Below are 23,374 nucleotides of genomic sequence, written 5' to 3'. Positions count from 1 at the left end.
TCAGGGCGATGCTTTGCAGGGTCGGCGCGATCCAGCGGTTTTTCGGCAAAAGCACTGGTGCAGGCAAAGCCCCAACCAGAGATCCGTCTCTCGTCATATCAACACCCCACGCTTGTTCTCATTATTGTGACTGCATTAAACGCCACTACAACGCCATTATCCATGGTCCGTTAGTCGTGGGGTCTGTGGCAGGTCAATGGAACGGCGCGGGCTTATTGCAGACGAGCAAAAACAAAGATCGCAGCCTTCAGCAACGCCCATGTAGGAGCTGCCGAAGGCTGCGATCTTTTCAAGGTGCCCTGTTGAAAGGGTCACCCCACAGAATCAGGCCTGACGCTGGTGCTTGTCGATCTGCTCGTGACGCTCTTGAGCTTCGATGCAGTACTTGGTGGTCGGGCTGATCAGCAGGCGCTTCAGGCCAATGGCCTCGCCGCTGTCATCGCACCAGCCAAAGCTGTCTTCCTTGATGCGCTCAAGGGCTTGTTCCAGTTGCGGCAGCATGCGCTGGTCGCGATCGATCGCGTTCACCAGCCAAGTGCGCTCTTCTTCAACCGAAGCCGCGTCCGCCGGGTCAGCCGGGGTGTCCAGGCTTTCGATGGCGATACGGTTTTGCTCAATGCGCTCGTGGGTTTCGACTTTCATGTTCTGCAACAGCTCAGTGAAGAAAGCGTGCTGCTCTGCATTCATGTAGTCATCTGCCGGCATGGCCAGCAACTTGTCCTTTGTCATTGATATCTCTATAAAAAAACGTGCATTAAGGCGAATTAGGGAGCGTTTCGGCGAACCGCGTGCGGTCGGCGAAAAGGCATCGTTTATTGCAAATGCCACCCGGCACTCAATTTACGAGGGGCGGCAGTCTAAGGCCCGATCGAGGCCTCAGCAACTGTAAATACAGGGAATTTGTCCGACAACGCCCGGAAACTGCTCTGACACAGGGTTCACACGGCCATCGGAGTGCGTTTATAGCAAGAAATTCAGTCGAGCGGCTGTATATAGAAGACAAACGGCTAACCACGCAGCGCCCAGACGCAGTTTTTTACCACGCACTGCATCGTTTCAGCAAAGCAGAACCGCAAAAGCCCCCCTAATATCAGGCCCACCGTGTGATCAATCAGCCTGAAGGATGACCTATGCCCCGCCCCGATCTGCCGGCCATCGACGAGGTTTCACTCGCCAGCCCCCCGATCAATGCCGAGCGCCTGCTGCAACTGATCACCGACGAATACGACGCCCTGCCGCGCCAGCTCAAACGCATCGCCAGTTACATCAGCCAGCAGAGCGACCGGATCATGGTCGACCGCATCAGCGACATCGCCCGCGAGTGCGAAGTGCACCCGTCCGCCATCGTGCGCTTCTCGCAACGCTTCGGTTTCAGCGGCTTCAGCGAAATGCAGGCCTTGTTCCGCAGCGCCTACACGCACAAAGCCTCACCGGTGCAAAACTACCAGCAACGCATCCGCAACATGATCGCTAACCAGTCGCAGCAAGTCAGCGCCGGCGACCTCGCCCGCGAATGCATCGATGCCACCCGCTCCGGCATCGAACGCCTGGGCCGCGAACTCGACGACGCCGCCTTCGAAAAAGCCGTCGACCTGATCGTCAACGCCGACAACATTTATGTCGTCGGCGTGCGCCGCTCCTTCGCCGTCGCCGACTACCTCGTTTACAACTTGCAACACACTCAGAAACGAATTCATCTGGTGTCCGGGCTAGGCGGTAGCTATCGCGAGCAAATGCGCAGCGTGCGCGCGAACGATCTGGTCATCGCCATCAGCTTCGTGCCCTACGCCAAGGAAACCCAACACTGCCTGCGCTTCGCCCGCCAGCAACAGGCCAACACCCTGATCCTCACCGACAGCCAGCTCTCGCCGCTGGCGAAACTCGCCAACAGCGTATTGCTGGTCAACGAAGGCAGCGCCCTCGCCTTTCGTTCGCTGAGTGCGACGTTGTGTTTGTGCCAGGCGTTGTTTGTGGCTGTGGCGTATCGGCTGGAACTGAATGTCGATGAGATTCACGAACAACCCGGCTTCGACGACTGACAATTGCCTCAGCGTCGGCTAGGTTATGCCTTCCCACCGGTTTGACTTGAAGGAACGCGTCATGAAACTGATCGGCATGCTGGACTCCCCTTACGTGCGCCGCGTGGCGATCTCCGCCAAACGCCTTGGCATCGACCTCGAACACGAGTCAGTCTCGGTGTTCCGCCACTTCGAGCAATTCCAGCAGATCAACCCGGTGGTCAAAGCCCCAACACTGATCCTCGACGACGGCGCGGTCCTGATGGACTCGACCCTCATCCTCGATTACCTCGAAGCAAGTTCCGGCAAAAGCCTGCTGCCGACCGAACTGAAACAACGCGCCCACGCCCTGCGCCTGATCGGCCTCAGCCTCGCCGCCTGCGAAAAAGCCGTGCAACTTTATTACGAACGCAACCTGCGCCCAGCCGACATTCAATACCAGCCGTGGGTCGAACGCGTCGAAGGCCAACTCGCCGCCGCGTTCACCGCCCTCGAGCAAGAACTGGAAAAAACCGGCCTGCCCACCGACGGCACCCTCACCCAGGCCGGCATCAGCCTCGCCGTCGCCTGGAGCTTCACCGACCTCGTCGTCCCCGACCAGATCGACACCCGCCGCTACCCACACATCGCTCAATACACCGCCTACGCCGAAACCCTCGAAGCGTTCGTCAGCACCCCGATGACCTGACCATGAGCACCACCGAAACCGCCGCCCCGGCGTTAAAGGAAATCTTCAACGCCGAACGCTTGCAGCACATCGCCAGCGAAATGAGCGCCGTGTACCCGGCGTTCAAGGCCAAGGCGTTTCTCAAACACGCCCAGGACGGACTCGCCGAATTATCGGTGATGCAACGCATGGCGCGTGTCAGCGAAAGCCTGCACGCCGTGTTGCCGCTGGATTACCAAGATTCCCTAGAAGTGCTTTTCGAACTCGCACCACGGCTGAACAGCGGATTCGTCAGCATGTGCCTGCCGCACTACGTCGCGAGTTACGGCGGACATGCGTTCGACACCTCGATGGACGCCCTGAAGTACTTCACCACCTTCGGCTCCTCCGAATTCGCCATCCGCCACTTTTTGCGCAGCGACCTGGAACGGTCGTTAGAGCTGATGCACGACTGGACCCGCGATGAGAACCACCACGTCCGACGACTCGCCAGCGAAGGCAGCCGCCCTCGCCTGCCTTGGTCGTTTCGGTTGGAAGCGGTTCAGGCCGATCCGCAGTTGGCCGCCGGGATACTCGATCGGTTGAAGGCGGATGAGAGTTTGTACGTGCGCAAGTCCGTGGCGAATCATTTGAATGATGTGACGAAGGTGCATCCGGAGTGGGTGCTGGACACGATTGAAGGTTGGTCGTTGGAGAACAAGCACACGGGTTGGATTGCGAAGCATGCTTTGAGGAGTTTGATCAAGCAGGGGGATTTGCGGGCGCTGACGGTGATTGGTGCGGGGGCGAAGGCTGAGGTTGAGTTGTTGCATGTGCGGGTTGAACCGGCGGTGGTGCGGTTGGGGGAAGCGATTACGTTGTCGTTTGTAGTGAAGTCGACGGTGGCGCATGAGCAGCGGTTGGTGATTGATTATGCGATTGACTATGTGAAGGCGAATGGTGGGGTTTCGGGGAAGGTTTTTAAGTTGAAGACGGTGGTTTTGGCGGGGTTTGGTAGTGTGGTTGTGGGGAGGCGGCAGGTGATTAGGGACTTTACGACGCGGAAGCATTTTGTGGGGCGGCATGGGGTGCGGGTGATGGTTAATGGAGAGGTGTTGGGGAGTGCCAAATTCGACATCGTCGCTGATTGATACCGCTAATGGATTCCGCTGATCTGGCAGTACTCGGACTGATAGAAAATTACGGATGGGGCAGCTTTCGGCCAAAAGCAGACGTTTGAGAGCGGCACCTTGCGGCCAGAAGTTGACACGACCGAGTACAATTTCTGGCCGCAAAATGATGCCTGATACTGTCTACGAGAATAGGGCGATTCACATTCCCCAAAATATCACTCAACATATGGCATTTAGCCATGGCCAATGGATCAACAGGATTATACGAATGGAACAGACTAAATGCTGGACGTGATAATTTCAGGTGGAATATCAGTTTTGTTGGTATTTATTGAGACAATTGGCATCATTATTGCTAAGTGGGCGGTCGTTCGGCATCAGGCTGAGAACCGCTCTATTGCCGCAATGGCTTTTGCCGCAGCGACTTATAAAGGAAAGGAGGCCGATCGACTTGCTTCCATCCAGACGGCTGGGCGGCAGGCTCAGCTCACTGCTAAGCGAGAACTTACTACGTCCGTAATACCAGGCCCCGAATTTTCATTCCTGTCCCTTACATTAATTATTACTATATTTTTATCTTTTTTCTATGCGGCCGAACCTGTCAAAAAGGTGATTAGCCCTTGGTTGTTTTCCTCGCCAAGCAACTATCCCATTCTGCTGGCCACAACATTATTGTCTCTTTTTTTGTGGATGGGGCTATACTGGTGGAGAGAAATATTAGTTACAAATACTCAAGTGCGCTTTAAAAGATTAAGCATGATTGCAATTGTTTTTCTAGGTGTTGCGAATTTAAGCTCTTGTATTTATTTTGTCATGGCGGGACGCTAATTATGGAAGAATTTAGCATGATAGCTATAGCGTTAGGTATAGTTTCGGGCCTTGCGGCATCAAGCGTCTTTGCGGTTATGAAACTGTTTCTTCGAGCGGGAAAAAATCACTTTCAAGGATATAAAGATTTGCTGAAGGCAGCGGACAGGGCAAAAGATGCTGGCGCTGACTTGCCAAGTATGCTGTTAGCATACTCCAGTCTAGAGACACTTTTAGATGAAGCGGTAAATTTACGCGAAAGTAGTTTATCCAAAAAACTTCAGCGAGCAGAGGAACTTGGACTCCTTGACTCACCAGCCGTACAGGATTTTCGAAGACTCGCAAATATTAGAAATAATATCGCTCATGGGTACCAAGAGAGAGATTCAGAAAAGTCCGTCTCTGATGTAAAAGTGGATAAGTACCTTGCGGATATCCATAAATTTGTAGATCGCATTGAGTTGGGGCGCGGCGCATTTAAGTAAACTTGAAGTGTGCTGTAATGGGCTTTTCGCTGTACTGCCTCAGCTCGGATCGGCAAGCTGTTACCCAACCCTAGAGCAGATGCAACGGCTTGTGGAGATCATCGGGATAATTATCCGCAATGTCGGTTTCGCATGGGAATCACTCGATGAGCAATTGAAGCGGGCGAGCATGGGCCTTTGGGGAGTGGATGAAGTGGCTAGCTAACCACCCATTGCAGCGACTCAATATGCGGGATAGGGATTCGAACCCCTTCTAATATCTTTGCAGACCGCTTCAGGCCCAAAATATCGGGCATTCAGGTCACGCGTTTGGGTTCTCTGCGGCCTACAGCGGCCTCCGATTTGCCCTAAATATGCCCTAAAACGCTTTCACCGATCATCCGGCCCATCCCCCAGCCAGGTCTGCTTTCGGCCATAAACAGTCATTGACTGGAGTAGCTAACGTTTTGGTAAGGGACCGGCGAAGCCGGTCCCGAGTGAGCGAAGCGAACGATCTGAGCCAGTTGTTAAGCGGCGTAAGTACATGGGCCAAGAGGGGATGCGAGTTCTTTATTTTTGTAATCGAAAAGATAGCCATTTCCATTGGTATCTAAAGCGATATGTCGGAAAGTCGCGGCGTACTCTCCGTTGATGGTTTGTACTATGTCGTTTGGGAATGATGAGTTTACCAGTTCATATATAAGAACGTTCTTGAAAGACAGTACTGGATCTTCGTTGATTCGAGCGTCAATTCCGGGGAAATTGTTGAATACAATATTGGCAAACACAGACTTCTCCTTTCTTCTGCTAAGTTAAACGCCTAATTAAAAAGTAGACGATAAAAATGAGTAATATTTTGTTCCACTTTACCTGGTAACTTTCCTTGTTTGTGCGTAACTCCTTGATCTACTTGAGTGTCGCATCAGCGAGCGCGACATTTACTCAGGAGGGAAAACGTCATGACCTCTGCGCACATTACGGTGCCACGAGCGCTGTGTCTACGGTCTGCTTTTGGACGGTTAGCGACGGTCAGGGCTCAACCGTCGCTATGCATATTCAGACCTCGGTCTGTTCCGCCATCTCTAGGGCGTCGTCGACTTCAATTCCCAGATATCGAACGGTGCTCTCCAGCTTCGTATGGCCAAGCAGCAGTTGAACCGCTCGCAGATTCTTCGTCCTGCGATAGATCAGCGATGCCTTCGTACGCCTCATTGTGTGAGTGCCATACATTGCTGGATCAAGGCCAACTGCTTCCACCCAGCCTTTGACGATACGTGCGTATTGACGTGTTGATAGATGGTCTGAGGTATGCAACTGGCTCGGAAAAAGGCAGTCCTCGCTCCGGAGTTGGGCCTGGTGTATCCACGCCGCGATAGCAAACCGTGTTTGTTCGGTGATCTCGAATTGCACTGGCCGCAGCGTTTTCTGCTGCATCACGATGGCACGTGGTGATACGTGCTCGCCATGGGCGACGTCGCGCACACGAAGTTTGGTTAAGTCGCAGGCCCGAAGCTTGCTGTCGATGGCCAGATCGAAGAGCGCAAGATCACGGGTTCGTTCTGCAATTTGAAGCCTTACCCGGATGGCCCAGATATCCCTCAGTCTGAGTGGAGCTTTCTGCCCGACCAGTTTTCCTTTGTTCCAAGGCTGGTGGCTGCAGGTAGCGAAGATGTTCATGACGAGTCCTCCACGTGTCGAAGGACAAGGATGGCTGACCAGAGAAAGGGTCGCTAACCGGCCAAAAGTTGACAATTGACGTCACTATGAACTCGGATAAATCCCCGCCCTTACGCATCAACGAAACTGATGCGTAAGTGCAGGGTACTTTATGCTACTAAATCTTCGACTTTGTTCCATTCAATACAATTCTCTGGCTTTGGCTTACCAGGATCCAAGAGAAAATCCAAAAGCGCCTTAACCTTGTTCGCAGCTTCGTGATCGTTTTGAATTTTAACGAATGCTCGATACGGCTTTTCATCTTTCTCTTCACTTCCAAAAAGTGCTGTTTCAAAACAGGTTTTACAAGCGACTAGCCGAATTTTTCCCTTGGCACTTTCCAAGTCAAAAACCGATTGGATAGTTTTATTCATCCCCCAGGCAGGGTTGGCTTTTCCTTTGGCTGTCTCGGGAGAATCAGTGTCGTGCAAAATAGTAAATTGTTTAGAGAATTGAAGAAGAACTTTAGCGACTGACGGAATTATCCCCTTGCCACGAGCGCGTATAATTTGTACATCCTTATATTCATCGATATACATATCTCTTATAATCGAAAAGGCAGTGTATTCAGTATCGCCTTCAACAATTACTTGTCGGCCTCCAAAAAAGAACTCATTAAGGTAAGGATCGCAAATATTGAGCATCTTCAGATTTTTCTTGTCGTCACTATCGAGTCTTGCCCGTTCAGGTCGAAACAATGTGGTGCTTTTAACGTTTTCATTCTCGCCACGGAACACTCTAACTATTGTCGTGTTGTCCCGAGATAGATCGATAAATATTGGCGAATGAGATGTAATCATTACTTGCCAATTACCGCTTTGAGGTAGGTCGTAAAGTACAGCGCGAGCCTCTCGAATAGCTGAAGGGTGCAAACAGATTTCTGGCTCATCCATAAGCAGTACGTGAGGCCGGGTTCCTTCGCCATCATTTACTTCCGAGAGATATTTTAATGCCGCCCACAGAAGCGTTCGACGGGCTCCGCTTCCCTGATTTGCGATACCCGACAAGTACCCGTCTTTTGGCCCCATTAAAAGATCTGTAGTGGCCTTGAAGGGAGTGTAAGCCTTTTCAATGTCCATTTCAGACTTGGCATCAAACATGACATGGTGATTGGGGAATAATTTGTCTAGATATTTGGAGATCTCGGCCTCAATTACTTTGACCTCTTTATCTGTCGCTGCCACTGCTTTTGTTTGCAAGTCTCTGATTTTTCTATTACCAACTCATAGTCAGACTTCTCTTGGTCGGGATCGCTTTTTATTTTTGTTAGCTTGTCTTTTAATAATGATGTTATCAGTTTTGAAATTTCAGTAGCTTGGTCATCGGGAGAAGCAAAAGCATCAATTCTATGAGGCCTTGGTCTCTTTGAATTAGCTATATTAGGTGCGCCCCAAGGGACTTGCTTGTCCCAACTTCCTTTTTGGACGTTCCAACCTTGGCGTATAGGGTCTTTGCCAGGATTCTCCCAAGTCCATTGTTCCCTGACCAAATATTCGTTATTTGGTAGCAAGCCTAGCCAGCGGTCTCCGGGTGCTTTATCAAAAACTATCGTCTGCAATTCAATATTTGGAAGTTTTTCAACATCAACCATGCCGCTCGGAAAATCTTGAATATTTAATTTCCCGTCATTTGAACCATGAGACATAACAGTTTCATACGCTTTTAGAATGCTACTTTTTCCAGCATTGTTCGCGCCGACGAGTACGACTATATCGTCAAGTTCGATTTCGACAGGTTCTGAGCCGATAGATCTAAAGTTTTTAATTATTAGTTTGTGTAGGCGTGGGCGGGGAGAATCGGGTGCGGTTAACGAAACTGCTTCCAAAACAGCTGCTTTCTGCTTTGCCATTTTGCAACCCTCAGACACGTTAATGATCCAAGGCCACGTCTACGCTCCCTGTAGATCAGTACCAATCGTGAGCCCGAATTTATCAGCATGTCAATTTAATATCATTCTCTCACCTTCCCATTCGTCGGGCAGAGCTTCAGAAACAAGATAGATGTTTTAGAGACTATCGTATGTCCGCTTTTGGCCGAAAGCGGACCTTCGTTGAAACCAAAATTGACGCGGTAGCTGTCAAAGATGATTACTCAAAACAGCGCCACTGAAAGACAGGCAAGAGACTGCCTTTCTACTACCAACTCCCGTACGGTATGTCGTGTTTCTCGATATAGCGCTTGGATTTTTCGCTGACGGGATACGCATAGCGCCCCTGGTTCTTACCTTGACTAGGCCCTAGCGGTTCAACTTCTGCCTGTGCTCTGGCGACCTTGACGGGACGATGGCACTCGTCCCGGACAAAAACTTGTACAACGCCCCCTGGGGCCAGTCCCAGATAAATAGATGCGCTATAGCTGGCCTGCTGCTCCGGTGTTTCCGGGCACCGCTGACTGACCGATTGCACCATCAGTTGCCTCGCCTCCTCAGGCACATCCAACCAAATCTTGTAAGTCTGCGGCTCGACAATGGATTGCCAGCGCACGTAGATACGCGTGGGCAAGTCAGCGCCAATCACTGGTTTCGCAGCCGCGCCTACCGCATGCCAACCGCGCGCGGACTCTTTGCCATTTTCTGGTTCTCCGCCAGCGGACGTCCCTCCTCCCGTGCGCGTGAATAGCTTGCCGTTTATGTCTTCGACGGCACTGTCCTCAACCCAAACCTTCATGTAATAAGGTTCGGTGAAGCCTAGCTCCCACCAAGGAGATTTGGGGTCGTTTTTGGCTGATAGCGGATCGTTTGATTGGCAACCGCTAATCAACAGGGCACAAAGCATCGTTTTAAGTTGTTTCATCGGATGACGGTTACCAACTTCCATACGGAATACCGTACTTGCCGATATAGCGCCGGGCCTTTTCACTCACAGGGTAGGCATAACGACCACCGTTTTCCCCCCGCTCCGGGCCTAGCGGTTCGATTTCGCCTTGCGCTCTAGCAACCTTGATTGGTCGGTGACATGAATCCCTCACCCATACCTGAACAACACCACCCGGTGCGAGTCCCAAATAAACTGAAGCCATGAAACGCGCTGTTCTTTCCGGCGTTTCCGGGCAACGTCGATTTGTGGAGGTCACCATTATTTGTCTGGCCTTCTCCGGGATATCCACCCACGCTTGCCATGTTTTCTGCTCGACGATTGATTGCCAACGGACCCAGATGCGGACAGGTAAATCTGCGCCCACCACTCTCTTTCCGCTGCCACCTACCCCACCTGTCCAGCCTCGGGCGGACTCCGTTCCATTTTCAGGCTCTCCCCCAGCAGCGGTGCCGCCACCGGTTTTGTAGAAAATCCTGCCGTTAATGTCTTGAACAGAACTGTTCTCTACCCAAACCCTCATGTAATCCGGCTCCGTAAAAGCCAGTTCCCACCATTCGGATTTCGGGTCGTTTTTGGCTGATAGTGGATCAGCGACCTGGCATCCCGTGACTAGCAAGATGCAAAGCATCGTAATGAATTGTTTCATTGGCTGACGGGTTACCAACTCCCATAAGGTATGCCGTACTTTTCGACGTACAACTTAGCCTTCTCACTCACTGGATAAGCATAACGACCACCGTTTTTTCCTTGCTGCGCACCTAGCGGCTCAACCTCGCCTTGGCCTCGAGCGACCTTGATAGGATTTCGGCATGAGTCTTTTACCCAAGCCTGTAGAACACCGCCAGGGGCAAGACCTACATAAAGAGACGCCATGAATCGAGCAGTTTTATCTGGGGTTTCCGGGCAGCGTTGATGTGTGGATGTCACCATCAACTGCCTGGCTTCTTCAGGAATATCAATTAACCCGCGATAGGTTTTCTGTTCTGTGATGGACTGCCAACGTACGGAAATGCGTTTTGGAAGGTCGGCCCCTGTTACCGGCATTCCCGATCCTGTCACAGCCCCCCAGCCACGTGCCGACTCGGTGCCAATGTCGGGTTCTCCTGAAGCGGCAGTGCTTTTGCCGGCTTTGGAAAATAGCTTGTCGTTGATGTCCTGAACGGAGCTGTCCTCTACCCAAACTTTCATGTAGTTCGGCTCAACGAACACTAATTCCCACCATGGGTATTTTGGGTCGTTTCCGCCGGTTTCGGCTCCTCCGGACTGGCACCCCGACAACAGTAAAACGCCCAAGAGGGCAATCATTGATTTCATTACCAAAGCGTCCAGTCAGGTACATGGGGGTTTTGTACGCGAATCCCGTCTTCCGTGGGGGCATTGATATAAACGGCGTCGATGCCACTTCCATCTCTTCTTCCGAGGGGATGATTCCAGTTTGCGGAGGTATGAATGTACCTCAGTTTAAGAAGTGCCTCTTCCTCTGGAGTGGTTGTGTAATCACCGGCGACAAATCGATCGCATAGCGGTTGGAGCTCCTCGGGTACGGAATACTCACCATCATCGGGAATGTCGATGAAGCGTACACCTTTTTCTTTTGCCAATTCATACATGACTTTCAAATAAACCCTCGAAAGCTTGCCGCTAACTGCGCGTTTGAGTTGCAGAGCTGCGAACACGCGCTTCTGACCGGGGGAAAACCTGTCTTGATTTTCACGTGGGAGTTCTACAGACGCGGGGGTGACAATTTCCAGCAAATGAGCAGGCCATCCCTTTGCAACCCATTCACTTTTTGCTCGTGCAGCATCACGGTAGATCGAGGTACTTGCGACGTCGGTAAAAGTAGATACCGCCAGGGTTTGCATGGGGCTCACCAGCACGCACTCTTCAACTTCGTCGAGATAGCTGCCGCCGATATCAGAGTGGACGCCGGGAAAGGTGAACTCCGGGTGAGCGGGCTTCACCCGGCTGAGCGCAAAGTTTGCGCGGCATTCATCACGAGCAACCAAGTGGACAACGTCCTTGAAATACTTCCGATCCAGATAGAGCTTCACACCGGGAGCGATAGGACTTTTCACTCGCCCAAAATTCGTGAAACCGGCGATCGAGGGTACGGTGTCGAACAGCCCGATGAACCCCATGTTGATGCCGCTTCCGTATTGACTATCAAAGGTTCGGCTGAAGTCTCTGGCGCTGCCGTTTAGTAACGCTCCTAACGGTCCTTGCTTGCCCCTGACAACCTCGTTCGAAAAGTGCCGCGCTGCAGCGGCTCCGCGACTAAAGCCAAACGTATCAAAAGTCAAAGAAGCTATTTCGCTGTTTGAATTTTCCTGCAATGCTTCTTCAATAATGTGGTTGATCTGCGTGAAGGATGTCTGTACACGGCCGGCGACGCCTGTGTCACCACGCCCCATACCGGAACCCAGCGCACTGTCTTTTTTATCGTTCTCCGTACCGATACCGTCGATGTAGATAGCACGCGAAACGCGCCTCAAAGAACCTTCACCCCCGTCTTCTTTGATCTCTTCATACAATGAAAACAATTTTTTTACGTTGGTAGGCCCGGCGCCATAACTGCTGTCCGGATCCTTCATATAGGGCTGACAACTAGCCGGAATATCTGCCGGCGCAATCGGATGCTGCGCCCCACACAGCAATCCCGCCGCCGTGTTGTTCGCATTATTCCCAGTGCCATCAAAGAAAACTCCAATCCTCAACGCGATCCCGATTTTCTCAGGTTCGCGCGCAGGTTCTTTCCCGTGTTTCTCATATTCCGCCCAACGCTGGGCGTGAATATCGACGGGTTTGGCTTCTTCGTAACGGTAGTTTTTCGGGGGGTTGGGTACGTAGCCACTCATCCGTGATTCCTGGTTCTGATCCTTGAGAACGGCCCGAAGGGTGACAGCCGTGGCTGGGGGGCGCAAGCCGTGGCCGTTTGCCAGCCGGGGTGTGACCGCGGGGTTCGACGAGGGTTTCCCCTCGTCGAGATGGGGTTGGTTAACTGGCGATTTCGACGTTATCCAGCGCTTGGTTGACGGCGATTTCGCCGAGCATCACGACTTGGGCGATGCCCAGTGCGGTTTTGCGGTGGGGGGTGTCGAGCATGGCAGCGAAGTTGAGGAGCATTTCGCTGGCGGAGCCGAGGGTTTCGCTGGCGTTGGCGAGCAGGGATTCGCTGTTGTACTTCGGGTTGGCGAGGTACATGCGTTCAGGTTGTTGGGTGCTGGCCATGATTTGGCTGGCGGGTTTGAGGTAGTGGTCGAGGGCGCGTTCGGCGGCTTCGTGGAATCGCTTGGAATCGGGGGATTCGTAGGGGGATGTGGGGTCGGTTTCGGGTGGGTTGGGTGTTGGTTTGATCATTGATGAAGCTCCTACGTCAAAAAAAGGAGCCATCACTCTCGCTACCAAACGAGGGTGGCGGCCATGCGCAGGTTGGTAGACCGGGACGTAGAAAACCGGCGCGCCCGAAGACGCCCTGTGCATGACCACCATAAAAGCCGTGTCGAACAGACACTGCGAATCATGATGCTTATGCAATCTACGAAAACTCAGGGCTACCAAACCCGATCACTGTTTTTCAGCGACCGACAGACGATAGAACCCGCGACCTAGACGCACAAGCCAGCGGATTCTGGCTTAGTCGTAGGCGATGGCGCAAGGAGTTGTAGGGCGTAGCCAGCAACGAGAGACACCTATTAAACAAACATGTAGATCATCTGTTTAACAGGTCAGTTGAGATGCAGAGAATTCCGAATCAATGGGTCTCAAACGAATTCCACTGGTGAGTATCAAGATCCAGCGCGCAGTAGGGTTCGAAAACGTAAAGCACAAGCGGATTCTCAATATCTATCGCTGCCACCTGGAGTGACTTGAGATAGGACTGAGCCTCTGCGAATGATGTACCGAATAGAGGATCATCCATTGCCTTCGCGCGCGTCAGCTTGGAAATCGTTTGATCTGGATGTTTTGCCATCGCAATTCGAAAAGCCAGGCTAGCGTCGAAGTGTGTTTTACCGAAGACGTGCTGACGAAGCCGACTGATCACGCTTCTTGAAATACCAACATAGATAGGCACGCCGTTGTCGATCAACACGTAGCAGCCCGAAAAATCTTGCGCCAGTTTGAACTGCTTCAGCAACGATTTAACGCCAACACCGGGCACTGAAAAGTCCTTCATCTCTCGCGGAGTTTCAAGAGAGCTTTTCATTCTGCTCATATGGCCGGGCAGAACCGTTTTGGCTAACTCTTCAAATGTGTGCATGCATTCGTGTAACGCCATTGGAGAACCGCTCGGTCGAGAGATGGACGCCAACGCTATCGCGTCAAGTCAGGCCATTACAAGCGATGTAACTCTCGTCTATGTAAAGCGTCGCCTGAACAATGTGAGGTAATAAATCTCTGTAGCGAAGAACAGAGGAATCGCTACAGAGATCGTTCACATCTAGCTGGCGATTTCGACGTTATCCAGCGCTTGGTTGACGGCGATTTCGCCGAGCATCACGACTTGGGCGATGCCCAGTGCGGTTTTGCGGTGGGGGGTGTCGAGCATGGCGGCGAAGTTGAGGAGCATTTCGCTGGCGGAGCCGAGGGTTTCGCTGGCGTTGGCGAGCAGGGATTCGCTGTTGTACTTCGGGTTGGCGAGGTACATGCGTTCGGGTTGTTGGGTGCTGGCCATGATTTGGCTGGCGGGTTTGAGGTAGTGGTCGAGGGCGCGTTCGGCGGCTTCGTGGAATCGCTTGGAGTCGGGGGATTCGTAGGGGGATGTGGGGTCGGTTTCTGGTGGGTTGGGTGTTGGTTTGATCATGGTGAAACTCCTAGTTAATAAAAAGGAGCCTTCACATTCGCTACCAAACGAAGGTGGCGGCCATACGCGGGTTGGTAGACCGGTAACTAGGACCCGGCACACCCGAAGGTGTCCTGCGCATGGCCACCATTGAGCAGAGACCTGATGAGGTCTGCGAACGGTTCGCGATGCGACTAGTTATGGCGGGCTACCAAACCCGATCACTGTTTTTCAGCGACCGACAGACGATAGAACCCGCGACCTAGACGCACAAGCCGGCGGATTCTGGCTTAGTCGTAGGTAACGGCGCAAGGCGTTGTAGGGTTTCGGTGGTTACTTGAGGCTTCGTTTAAACAGTGGCGGTTTTTACTGTTTATTTCGGTCAGTGGTTGATGGGGTGACTGGGCGGGCGTCTTCGCGAGCAAGCTCGCTCCCACAGGGGGGTTGTGGTGGATTTTGGAATTGTGGTGGTTGGGCTGGCGTCTTCGCTAGCAGGCTAGCTCCCACAGGGGTTTGTGGTTGGGTTGGCGTTATCGCGAGCAGGCTCACTCCTACAGGGGATTGTGTTCACTTGAGGTCGAGTAGGGTGTCTGGGAGGGTGCCGGAGAAAGTGGGTTCTACCGGGCCGCTCAGGGTTACGGAGCCTGAGCCATTCCAATGGACGGTGACGGGGCCGCCGTCGCATTCAACGTTGACGGTGTGGTCGAGCAGGCCTCGGCGGATGCCGTTGACGGCCGCGCCACATGAGCATGAGCCGGAGCCGAGCGGGATGGCGCCGTTGCGCTCCCAGATGCGCAGGCGGATGTGTTGGCGGTCGATGATCTGCACGAAGTGGACGTTGGTTTTTTGCGGAAATAACGGATGGGTTTCGAGGCTTGGGCCGAGGGCGGTGATGTCGACGGTGCTGAGGTCATCGACGAAATAGGTGCAGTGCGGATTGCCCATGTTGCACGCAGTTGGAGCGCCGGCGAGCGGTAGAAATAGCGTGTCGTGTTCTTGCGCCAGAGGGATGTCTTGCCAGTCGAACAACGGTTCGCCCATGTCGACGGCGATCAGTCCGCTGGGCGCGCGTTCGCAGGTGAGCAAGCCACGGTTTGTGCGCAGGGTGATCGAGGTTCGGCTGACTTCGCGCATCAACCTGTCCGCCACGCCACGGGTGGCGCTGCCACACACGTCGAGTGCTGAGCCGTCGGCGTTCCAGAACTCCACGCGCGCATCGGCGTCCTCGCAATTGAGTACTACGGCGAGCTGATTAAACCCGATGCCGCGGTGGCGATCGCCGAGGCGCCGAACCAGTTGGCTGGTGATCGGGTTAGCGTGGTTGCGCGCGTCGACCATGACGAAGTCGTCGCCGTTGGCGTGCATTTTATGGAAATCCAACGGCATTGATCGATCCTTGATGGAGTGAGTTTCGCGGTGATCTGGCCGGATTTTCGTCGCTTTTGCAAGGCAGGTTTGTGTAACGGTCCCGCGTCAGTAGCGGCTTCTCCCGACTATAAACAGGCAGTGCGATTATCGCGAAGAACTCTAAAGGACTGTCAGTTCTTACAGGTCATTTTTTGGGTGCGCGTGGCTAAGCTGGCCCGACTGAATACGTCCTGAGGAATTGAGCATGAGCCGCAATCGTTATCTGTTGCCGCTGGGTTTTGTGTTGTCGGCAATGCTGCCTGCTGTAGCTGATGCCGGTGCCACCTGGACTTATCTTTATCTCGAAGCAAACTTTCGCTGTGATAACGGCGTCACTGCACAGGGATACAGCGTCTATGCAGTGGGCAATGTCGCGGAGTTGGGCAATTGGGATACGGAAAAGGCCGTTCTGCTCGGCTCTGCTGCCTATCCCTCCTGGTCCGCAAAAATAAAATTCACCAAAGCGAAGCCTGGTGATGTCATTGAATGGAAATGCATCATTCGCAACGAGAAACCTCCATACGATGTAAAAACCTGGCAGTCGGGACCTGACAATCAGGTGACCATGACGTTTAGTGCATCACTTCAGACTACCGGTCAATTCTGAATCACGAGTGTGCATGGCCAGGATTCACAAACCTTGGGGCTGGCCTCTGTTGCGCGTCATGTTGATCAGCGCTGAACGTTTGCCACCCGGTGCCGGGCGTTCTTCGATGGAGTACGGCACGAAGCCAAGTTTCGGGTAGAGCAGCAGTCCTGCAGTGTTTTCGTTAAAGCAGGACAGTTGCACTTCCTTGGCCTGGTACTTTTCGAAGCCGACGGCGGTCATGGTCTCGACGATATACCGCGCAACACCTTGGCCTCGAGCGTAGGGCGCGACGATGACGTTGCCGATGCAGCAAATGCCATCGTGCTCAGCCCGGTAGAAATTGGCGAAGCCGACGAACTCGCCGTTGGCCAGAAAAGCCGTGGAGTCGAAGCGCTGGCTGATTGCGCTGTGCATCTGTTCTTCCGTCAGCGGGAAGTTGGCTTTCGGGAACATGAAGAACAGCTCTTGTTCGCCTTGGGGAAAGCTGCACAGGGTGTTGACGTCGTCGGCCGTCACGGGCCGGTGGGAGAAATTCATCGCTGCCCTGCCCTCACTTTTTACCCGCCAAATGATGCGCAACCAAGGCGTTGGCATGACCGTGGCCCATGCCGTGTTCCTCCTTGAGCCACGCCACCAGTTCCATGTGTTTCTTGTCGGTGATGCCGGCGAGCAGGCTCAGCCAGTGATCAATGGGCTGGCCGTATTTTTTCTCGATGGAGGGGAAGTATGACGCCGGGCCTTTTACCCTGTTGTCTTCGCTCATGCTGCAAGCTCCCTGTGGTCACGACGGAGGGTCGGCGGACGCTCCTTGTCGGCAGGTCATAGAGTGGACGCGAGAGACTGTTCCGGCAAGTGGCCCGCCGATCAGTTCGGGCCAAACGGCACCCCTTATTTTTTCGATAGCGCTCTGAGTCGCTCTCTATCGGTCAGCCCATCGGTCCTGACGCTGGCGACAGTCGTGTGGTTTTTCTGCTGCGGCGAAAGGATCGGTTCGCCGGGGTATCGGTAATCGCTAAAGCCCTGCATGACTTTTTGGTCGATGGCACTGTTACCGCAACTTTGCCGCAAGGCAATCACTGGCACCAACGAGCCGGGGGTGTAAGTCAGTTCCAGTTGCACCGACTTGCGTTCGGGGGTCGACAGCTTTTCTTGCGCCAGGGCTTTCTCGATACCTTCAATCTTCTCCCTGATGCCGTACTGCATCCTATTGAGATAAACCTTGTTGTACTGCTGTTGTTGTTCGATCGTCATCACCACGCCCTTGGTGTGCAGGCGTTGGAGGTTGTCCCATGAGTCGGCTTTGAAATACAGCTTCAGCGCCCCCTGAAGGTCTTGCGGGCCGCCTTTGCCGTTCTCCAGATACTCGGCGACTTTGAGCTCCATTGCGGTATTGCCGGGTTCCGCGATAGAGCGCTCATAAAAGTCCCGGGCAGCCACCAGATCGACCGGCCCGCCGACACCGGCTGCCGCCATATCGCCCAGTCGGCTGTAGACATTCGGCGCACGTCGGGCCACCGACTCATAGATGTCTTTGGCCTTCTCGATGTTTTTCGGCACGCCATGTCCCTGCTCGTACATCTCACCGAGGATCACCTTGCAGTTGGCGTTCTGGGTGCTGAGATAGCGGATTTCGTCGAACTGCTGCTCACTGATCGACGCTTGCTTGAAGTACGCCGCACAACGAAAGCTGGGGAACTCATCGTCCGCAAGATTGGTGCGATGGTGGGATTTGCAGCCTGCAACGAGGGCAGTAAGCGCCAGTACAGCAACTACCTTGTTCATGAATGGCATCCGTTGAAATCGTGCAGATTTCATCGGCAGGCAGGCGCAAAACCTGAAGTGTTGGTTACTCGAAAACACCAGAAAAACCTGTGGGAGCGAGCCTGCTCGCGAAGGGGTCGTGTCAGCCAAAATCATCGTAGGCTGACACACCGCTTTCGCGAGCAGGCTCGCTCCCACAGGGGTTGTAGTGGATCAGGGTTATTCGGTGCGGCCCGGCAGCATCCGCACCAGCGTGTTATCCCGCACCCAATAATGGTGAAACAACCCCGCCAGCGCGTGCAGCCCGATCAGCCAGTAACCCGCGCTGCCAATCAGTTCATGCCAGTACTTCAGTTGCTTGGCGAAGTCCGGATCGATGGCCACGGGTGCCGGGACGTGGAAGCCGAAATACGGGAACGGTTTGTCGGCGGCGGCGAGCATCAGCCAGGCGAGGATTGGGGTGGCGATCATCAGCCCATACAGTGCCAGGTGCATCAGGTGCGAGACGCCGGTCTGCCACGCCGGTGGTTTGGGGGTGATCGGCGGGCGTGGGCTGAGGCGGCCGAGCAGGCGGATCCACACGAGGGCGAAGATGCTCGCGCCGAACAGGCCGTGGAAGCCCATCAGCAAGCCGCGTGCTTCGCTGCCCTTGGGCATGTAGCCCTTGATTTCGACGCAGGCGTAGACGCCGACGAACAGCGCCAGCATCAGCCAGTGCAGGGTGATTGAGAGTTTTCCATAACGGGTTACGGCGATGTCGCGGGTCATAAGCTGCGCCTCGTGATTGTCGTGAATGACAGTCGATTCGTTCGACCGTCTCGATCCGGTTGCCGGGCGAACCGACGGCGTTACCCTGCCCGCCCAGTCTTAAGAGAGTCTGAAGACAGAGCGTCAGGTTAACCTTTTTTCACCTTCAGACTTCGTTAAGAAATGCCTCCGATACTCGCCTCAAACCTATTGAGGGAGGCGTTCTGCCCATGCCCGAATTTGATTGGAACATCCCCCTGCCCCTGCTCTTCGGTCAAGCCGAAACGCCGCAGATGACGTTGACCGGTGCCCGGCCCGACGATGCCCTGCGAGAGCCGTTCGAAGCCTTTATCCAGCAACGTTTTCGCAAGGCCCATGGCGCCGACATCCGTCATTTCATGCCTGAGCTGTTCGGCATGCACAACGGCGACGGCGAGTTGTGCGCCGTGGCCGGGGTGCGTCGCGCGCATCTCGAACCACTGTTTCTCGAGCGCTATCTGGATGAGCCGATCGAGCCCTTGATCAGCGCGGCGGCAGATCGCCCGGTCGAGCGCAGCGCCATTGTCGAAGTCGGCAACCTCGCCGCCAGCGACACCGGCAGCGCGCGCCTGAGCATCATCGCCATCACCTATCTGCTGGCCATGGGCGGCCTGGAATGGGTGACGTTCACCGGCAACATCGGCCTGGTCAACAGTTTCCATCGTTTAGGTTTGAAGCCAGTGACATTGTGCGCCGCTGACCCGGAACGATTGGGTGACGAGCGTCAACACTGGGGCAGTTATTACGAAAGTAAACCTTGGGTGCACGTCGGCAACATCCGCGCCGGGTTCATCCATTTGCGCAATATCGGCCTGTTTACCCGCCTGGGTTTGCCGAGTTCGATTGAAGGAGCCTGTCATGTCGCTTGAACTGCAACGCTTCCAGGAAACCCTGCGCGACCATGCCCGGCGCAATGACAACGCGACAGCCCTGTGGGGCGACACGTTGAAACTCGATTACGCCACGCTGTACGCCGAGGTGCTCTATCGCCAGGAGCGCCTGCGCGATGAGCAAGCGCAGGTGATTGCGCTGGCGTTGGACAACGGCGTCGACGCGATGCTGTGGGATCTGGCCGTGCTGTTCGAAGGCCTGACCTGCGTGACGCTGCCGCCGTTTTTCAGTGCGGCGCAACGCGCTCATTGTCTGCAACAGAGCCAGGCCGAACGGGTGATCGCCGAGCCGGATCTGGGCGCCGAATTGCTCGCGGCCGGCTATGAACAACGTGGCGAGTTCTGGTGCAGCGCGTTCAGTGGCCCCAGTCGCATGCCGGCCGGCACCGCGAAACTCACCTTCACCTCCGGCACCACCGGCACGCCGAAAGGTGTGTGCCTGAGCGCCGACAGCCTGCTGCGGGTTGCACGGGAGCTGTATCAGGCCAGCGAAGTGACCGGCCCGCAGCATCATCTGGCGCTGCTGCCGTTGGCGATTCTGCTGGAGAACCTTGGCTGTTACGCCGCGCTGTATGCCGGCGCGACGCTCAGTTTGCCGAGCCAGAAAACCCTCGGCATTCAGGGCGCCAGCGGCGTCGAGATTCCGCGCCTGCTCGGTTATCTGGCCAGCCGCGCGCCGGAGAGTCTGATCCTAGTGCCGCAGTTGCTGCTGTTACTGGTCAGCGCCGCCGAACAGAAAGCCTTCGACCCGCGAAACCTGCGCTTTGCCGCTGTCGGTGGTGCGCGGGTCTCGGAGGATCTGCTGCACCGTGCGCAACGGGTCGGGCTGCCAGTTTACGAAGGCTACGGCCTGTCCGAATGCGCCTCGGTGGTGTGCCTCAATCGCCCCGGCGCACGCCGCCCCGGCAGTGTCGGCCGACCGCTGCCACATGTTGAAGTGCGGCTGGCCGAGGACGGCGAGGTGCTGATCAAGGGGTCCACATTGCTCGGTTATCTGGGCGACGCGCCGTACGCCGATGAGTGGTGGCCGAGCGGCGACCTGGGCGAGTTCGACCCGGAAGGTTTTCTCTATCTCAAGGGCCGCAAGAAGCACCAGTTCGTCACCAGTTTCGGGCGCAACGTCAACCCGGAATGGGTCGAGTCCGAGCTGACCCAGCGCCGCCACATCGCTCAGGCGTTCGTTTACGGCGAGGCCTTGCCGCATAACCACGCACTGCTCTGGCCACATCGTCCGGACTGCACCGATGCCGAACTGGCCGCTGCCGTCGCCGAAGCCAACGAGGCTTTGCCCGATTACGCCCAGGTGCATCAGTGGACGCGCCTGCCGCAACCCTTCACCGCCGCCAATGGCTTGCTCACCGCCAATGGCCGCCCGCGCCGCGACGCCATCGTCGCGCAGTACCACGCGCAATTGACCGAATCCGCTGTTTCCGAGGAGTCCGCATCATGAGTTTTTTTGACACCCTGCAAGAAGCCACGCAACAGGAACGCCACGAACTGTTCAACCTGCCGATCATCGTCGATGCCCTGCAAGGCAAGGTCAGCCTCGACAGCTATCGGGCGTTTCTCGCGCAAGCGTATTACCACGTGCGCCACACCGTGCCGCTGATGATGGCTTGCGGTGCGCGCCTGCCGACGCGTCTGGAATGGCTGCGCAAAGCGGTGGCCGAGTACATCGAAGACGAATACGGCCACGAGCACTGGGTGCTCAACGACATCGCTGCATGTGGCGGTGATCGTGATGCGGTGCGCGACGGTCAGCCGTCGTTGTCGATCGAACTGATGGTCAGCTTTCTTTACGACCTGATCGCCCGGGGCAATCCGGTCGGTCTGTTCGGCATGGTCAACGTGCTCGAAGGCACCAGCATCGCCCTGGCCACCCACGCGGCGGGCAGCATTCGCGAGCGCCTGGCGTTGCCGGAAACGGCGTTCAGTTACCTGAGCTCCCACGGTTCGCTCGATATCGAGCACATGCAGACCTATCGGCGCCTGATGAATCAGCTGGAAGATCCTGCCGATCAAGCCGCCGTGATCCATGCCTCGAAAGTCGTCTATCGCCTGTACACCGACATGTTCCGTGGCTTGCCGCGTGACGCGGAGGCTCAACATGCAGCTGCGTGATGCGCGGGTGGTGCTGACCGGTGCCAGTGGCGGCATCGGCCTGGCCATCGCCGAAACCTTGTGTGCTGCCGGCGCCCGCGTGCTGGCCGTGGCACGGCATCAGGAGGCTCTGCTGCCGTTGCTCAAGCGCTATCCCGACTCGTTGTGCTGGGTCGCGGCTGACCTGACCTTCCTCAGCGATCGGCGCAAAGTGCTGGTCGCCGCCGAAGCCATCGGCGGCATCAACCTGCTGATCAACGCCGCCGGGGTCAATCACTTCGCCATGCTCGAACAACTGGATGACAGCGACATCAACGCGATGCTGGCGGTAAACATCAGCGCGCCGATGTGCCTGACAAAACTGCTGTTGCCGCTGCTCAAGCAGGCCGACAGCGCCATGGTGGTCAACGTCGGTTCGACCTATGGCTCGATCGGCTACCCGGGTTACGCCAGTTATTGCGCGACCAAATTCGCTTTGCGCGGGTTTTCCGAAGCGCTGCGCCGGGAGCTCGCCGACACCCGCGTCAGCGTGCTGTACGTCGCGCCCCGCGCCACGCGCACCTCGATGAACAGCGCCGCCGCGCAAGCGTTGAACGACGCGCTCAAGGCCAACGTCGACGATCCGCAAACCGTGGCCTCGGCGGTGATCCATGCGATTGCCGGTGATCGTCGCGATCTTTACCTGGGCTGGCCGGAACGCTTCTTCGTCCGCCTGAACAATCTGCTCCCGCATCTGGTGGATCGAGGCCTGCGCAAGCAGTTGCCGCTGATCCGCCGTCTCAGTGAACAACCTGACCACGAGTCGCCAAAGCCATGAAAAAACTATCCGCATGCCTGTTGCTCGCCGCCTTGAGTCAAAGTGTCTGGGCGCTGGAACCGGCCGACCAGCAACGTCTTGATGGCATCCAGCAGAGCTGGGCGCACATCCAATATGAGGTGGCGGAAAAACAGCGCGCCGCCGCGTTCGAACAATTGGCCAGCGAAACCAACACGTTCACCACGCAGCGCCCGGCGGTGGCCGAAGCGTGGATCTGGAAAGGCATCGTCACCAGCAGTTGGGCCGGTGCCGAGGGTGGCCTCGGTGCCTTGGGCAAAGCCAAGGACGCCAAGGCTGACCTGGAGAAATCCCTGACCCTCGATCCCAAAGCCCTGCAAGGCTCGGCCTACACCAGCCTCGCCGCGCTGTATGACCGCGTGCCCGGCTGGCCCATCGGTTTCGGCGACAGCGACAAGGCCGAGCAACTGCTCAAGCAAGCCTTGCAACTCAACCCCAACGGCATCGACAGCCTGTACTTCTGGGGCGATCACCTCTACCGTCAGAAGCGCTACGCTGAAGCCAAAGCTGCGCTGCTCAAAGCTCAGCAAGCCGCGCCGCGCCCGGGCCGGGAAAGTGCCGATGCCGGGCGCCGCAAAGAGATCGCCGCCCTGCTGGTGGACGTGAACAAGAAACTCGACTGACAG

28 protein-coding genes are annotated in these 23,374 nt (G+C 55.4%); 11 read left to right on the top strand and 17 right to left on the bottom strand.

The window, feature by feature from the left end; genetic code table 11:
• Nucleotides 1-324: 324 nt before the first annotated feature.
• A complete protein-coding gene (locus AB4N74_RS06200) occupies nucleotides 325-729 on the bottom strand; it encodes a TraR/DksA family transcriptional regulator (RefSeq protein WP_003225981.1) in 405 nt (134 codons plus the stop codon).
• Between the two features lie 401 nt (nucleotides 730-1,130).
• Here AB4N74_RS06200 and AB4N74_RS06195 point away from each other — a divergent pair, with 401 nt between their 5' ends.
• From AB4N74_RS06195 to AB4N74_RS06175, 5 genes are all read left to right on the top strand, one after another.
• On the top strand, nucleotides 1,131-2,039 hold the full coding sequence (locus AB4N74_RS06195) for a MurR/RpiR family transcriptional regulator (RefSeq protein WP_257358230.1): 909 nt from the start codon (nucleotides 1,131-1,133) through the stop codon (nucleotides 2,037-2,039).
• Nucleotides 2,040-2,100: 61 nt separating this feature from the next.
• Complete coding sequence (locus AB4N74_RS06190; RefSeq protein WP_460098724.1) at nucleotides 2,101-2,706, top strand: glutathione S-transferase; 606 nt, start codon at nucleotides 2,101-2,103, stop codon at nucleotides 2,704-2,706.
• A gap of 2 nt (nucleotides 2,707-2,708) precedes the next feature.
• Nucleotides 2,709-3,815 (top strand): DNA alkylation repair protein, encoded by a 1,107-nt coding sequence (locus tag AB4N74_RS06185; RefSeq protein WP_460098722.1) that lies wholly within the window; start codon nucleotides 2,709-2,711, stop codon nucleotides 3,813-3,815.
• A 264-nt stretch (nucleotides 3,816-4,079) separates the two neighbouring features.
• Entirely contained in the window at nucleotides 4,080-4,625 is a 546-nt protein-coding gene (locus AB4N74_RS06180) for a hypothetical protein (RefSeq protein WP_460098720.1), read from the top strand.
• A gap of 2 nt (nucleotides 4,626-4,627) precedes the next feature.
• The gene (locus tag AB4N74_RS06175; protein ID WP_460098718.1) at nucleotides 4,628-5,089 is read left to right on the top strand and encodes a hypothetical protein; all 462 of its coding nucleotides are present in this window, start codon (nucleotides 4,628-4,630) and stop codon (nucleotides 5,087-5,089) included.
• Between the two features lie 506 nt (nucleotides 5,090-5,595).
• Here the strand turns inward: AB4N74_RS06175 and AB4N74_RS06170 are convergent.
• The 12 genes from AB4N74_RS06170 to dapF form a co-directional block, all read right to left on the bottom strand.
• Nucleotides 5,596-5,856 carry a hypothetical protein gene (locus AB4N74_RS06170; protein ID WP_460098716.1) on the bottom strand — a complete coding sequence of 87 codons (261 nt, stop codon included), beginning with the start codon at nucleotides 5,854-5,856 and terminating at the stop codon, nucleotides 5,596-5,598.
• Nucleotides 5,857-6,124: 268 nt separating this feature from the next.
• A complete protein-coding gene (locus AB4N74_RS06165; protein WP_460098714.1) occupies nucleotides 6,125-6,745 on the bottom strand; it encodes a tyrosine-type recombinase/integrase in 621 nt (206 codons plus the stop codon).
• Between the two features lie 149 nt (nucleotides 6,746-6,894).
• Nucleotides 6,895-7,983, bottom strand: a complete 1,089-nt coding sequence (locus AB4N74_RS06160; protein WP_460098712.1) for an ATP-dependent nuclease — start codon at nucleotides 7,981-7,983, stop codon at nucleotides 6,895-6,897.
• Nucleotides 7,938-8,633 carry an AAA family ATPase gene (locus tag AB4N74_RS06155; RefSeq protein WP_460098710.1) on the bottom strand — a complete coding sequence of 232 codons (696 nt, stop codon included), beginning with the start codon at nucleotides 8,631-8,633 and terminating at the stop codon, nucleotides 7,938-7,940. Before AB4N74_RS06155 ends, AB4N74_RS06160 begins: the two co-directional genes overlap by 46 nt.
• Nucleotides 8,634-8,919: 286 nt before the next feature.
• On the bottom strand, nucleotides 8,920-9,576 hold the full coding sequence (locus AB4N74_RS06150; RefSeq protein WP_414927523.1) for a DUF2931 family protein: 657 nt from the start codon (nucleotides 9,574-9,576) through the stop codon (nucleotides 8,920-8,922).
• A gap of 10 nt (nucleotides 9,577-9,586) precedes the next feature.
• Complete coding sequence (locus AB4N74_RS06145; RefSeq protein WP_460098708.1) at nucleotides 9,587-10,246, bottom strand: DUF2931 family protein; 660 nt, start codon at nucleotides 10,244-10,246, stop codon at nucleotides 9,587-9,589.
• 11 nt (nucleotides 10,247-10,257) lie between these two features.
• Nucleotides 10,258-10,914, bottom strand: coding sequence for a DUF2931 family protein (locus AB4N74_RS06140; protein WP_414927425.1), 657 nt, complete (start codon nucleotides 10,912-10,914; stop codon nucleotides 10,258-10,260).
• Nucleotides 10,914-12,455, bottom strand: a complete 1,542-nt coding sequence (locus AB4N74_RS06135) for a phospholipase effector Tle1 domain-containing protein (protein ID WP_460098706.1) — start codon at nucleotides 12,453-12,455, stop codon at nucleotides 10,914-10,916. Before AB4N74_RS06135 ends, AB4N74_RS06140 begins: the two co-directional genes overlap by 1 nt.
• A gap of 139 nt (nucleotides 12,456-12,594) precedes the next feature.
• On the bottom strand, nucleotides 12,595-12,957 hold the full coding sequence (locus AB4N74_RS06130) for a DUF6124 family protein (RefSeq protein WP_016982978.1): 363 nt from the start codon (nucleotides 12,955-12,957) through the stop codon (nucleotides 12,595-12,597).
• A 394-nt stretch (nucleotides 12,958-13,351) separates the two neighbouring features.
• Nucleotides 13,352-13,858 (bottom strand): GIY-YIG nuclease family protein, encoded by a 507-nt coding sequence (locus AB4N74_RS06125; RefSeq protein ID WP_026000442.1) that lies wholly within the window; start codon nucleotides 13,856-13,858, stop codon nucleotides 13,352-13,354.
• A 180-nt stretch (nucleotides 13,859-14,038) separates the two neighbouring features.
• Nucleotides 14,039-14,401 (bottom strand): DUF6124 family protein, encoded by a 363-nt coding sequence (locus AB4N74_RS06120; RefSeq protein WP_016982978.1) that lies wholly within the window; start codon nucleotides 14,399-14,401, stop codon nucleotides 14,039-14,041.
• Between the two features lie 546 nt (nucleotides 14,402-14,947).
• Nucleotides 14,948-15,766, bottom strand: a complete 819-nt coding sequence (gene dapF, locus AB4N74_RS06115) for a diaminopimelate epimerase (RefSeq protein WP_460098703.1) — start codon at nucleotides 15,764-15,766, stop codon at nucleotides 14,948-14,950.
• A 226-nt stretch (nucleotides 15,767-15,992) separates the two neighbouring features.
• On the opposite strand from dapF, the gene AB4N74_RS06110 reads away from it, so the two are divergent.
• Nucleotides 15,993-16,394 (top strand): carbohydrate-binding module family 20 domain-containing protein, encoded by a 402-nt coding sequence (locus AB4N74_RS06110; RefSeq protein WP_460098701.1) that lies wholly within the window; start codon nucleotides 15,993-15,995, stop codon nucleotides 16,392-16,394.
• 24 nt (nucleotides 16,395-16,418) lie between these two features.
• Here AB4N74_RS06110 and AB4N74_RS06105 read toward each other — a convergent pair whose 3' ends face one another.
• The 4 genes from AB4N74_RS06105 to AB4N74_RS06090 all read right to left on the bottom strand — a co-directional run bounded on the left by AB4N74_RS06105 (nucleotide 16,419) and on the right by AB4N74_RS06090 (nucleotide 18,905).
• Nucleotides 16,419-16,913: a GNAT family N-acetyltransferase gene (locus AB4N74_RS06105; RefSeq protein ID WP_460098699.1), complete on the bottom strand. Its 495-nt coding sequence runs from the start codon at nucleotides 16,911-16,913 to the stop codon at nucleotides 16,419-16,421.
• A 13-nt stretch (nucleotides 16,914-16,926) separates the two neighbouring features.
• On the bottom strand, nucleotides 16,927-17,139 hold the full coding sequence (locus AB4N74_RS06100; RefSeq protein WP_099758688.1) for a DUF4287 domain-containing protein: 213 nt from the start codon (nucleotides 17,137-17,139) through the stop codon (nucleotides 16,927-16,929).
• A gap of 125 nt (nucleotides 17,140-17,264) precedes the next feature.
• Nucleotides 17,265-18,158, bottom strand: coding sequence for a tetratricopeptide repeat protein (locus AB4N74_RS06095; protein WP_414927430.1), 894 nt, complete (start codon nucleotides 18,156-18,158; stop codon nucleotides 17,265-17,267).
• A gap of 198 nt (nucleotides 18,159-18,356) precedes the next feature.
• Nucleotides 18,357-18,905 (bottom strand): cytochrome b, encoded by a 549-nt coding sequence (locus AB4N74_RS06090; protein ID WP_460098696.1) that lies wholly within the window; start codon nucleotides 18,903-18,905, stop codon nucleotides 18,357-18,359.
• Nucleotides 18,906-19,114: 209 nt separating this feature from the next.
• Between AB4N74_RS06090 and AB4N74_RS06085 the strand changes: the two genes are divergently transcribed.
• From AB4N74_RS06085 to AB4N74_RS06065, 5 genes are read left to right on the top strand one after another with little or no spacing between them, the layout of a single operon-like run.
• Nucleotides 19,115-19,792 (top strand): thermostable hemolysin, encoded by a 678-nt coding sequence (locus tag AB4N74_RS06085; protein WP_460098694.1) that lies wholly within the window; start codon nucleotides 19,115-19,117, stop codon nucleotides 19,790-19,792.
• Nucleotides 19,782-21,263: an AMP-binding protein gene (locus tag AB4N74_RS06080; RefSeq protein ID WP_460098692.1), complete on the top strand. Its 1,482-nt coding sequence runs from the start codon at nucleotides 19,782-19,784 to the stop codon at nucleotides 21,261-21,263. The genes AB4N74_RS06085 and AB4N74_RS06080 overlap by 11 nt, the downstream gene beginning before the upstream one ends.
• Nucleotides 21,260-21,934, top strand: a complete 675-nt coding sequence (locus tag AB4N74_RS06075) for a TenA family transcriptional regulator (RefSeq protein WP_095047431.1) — start codon at nucleotides 21,260-21,262, stop codon at nucleotides 21,932-21,934. Before AB4N74_RS06080 ends, AB4N74_RS06075 begins: the two co-directional genes overlap by 4 nt.
• Complete coding sequence (locus tag AB4N74_RS06070) at nucleotides 21,921-22,730, top strand: SDR family oxidoreductase (protein ID WP_460098690.1); 810 nt, start codon at nucleotides 21,921-21,923, stop codon at nucleotides 22,728-22,730. Before AB4N74_RS06075 ends, AB4N74_RS06070 begins: the two co-directional genes overlap by 14 nt.
• The gene (locus AB4N74_RS06065; RefSeq protein WP_460098688.1) at nucleotides 22,727-23,371 is read left to right on the top strand and encodes a tetratricopeptide repeat protein; all 645 of its coding nucleotides are present in this window, start codon (nucleotides 22,727-22,729) and stop codon (nucleotides 23,369-23,371) included. The genes AB4N74_RS06070 and AB4N74_RS06065 overlap by 4 nt, the downstream gene beginning before the upstream one ends.
• Nucleotides 23,372-23,374: the final 3 nt, after the last annotated feature.

It is taken from the genome of Pseudomonas sp. H3_C08 (assembly GCF_054669455.1).
Note: the sequence above shows the minus strand (reverse complement) of the source record. Positions and strands in the feature narration are given on the sequence as shown.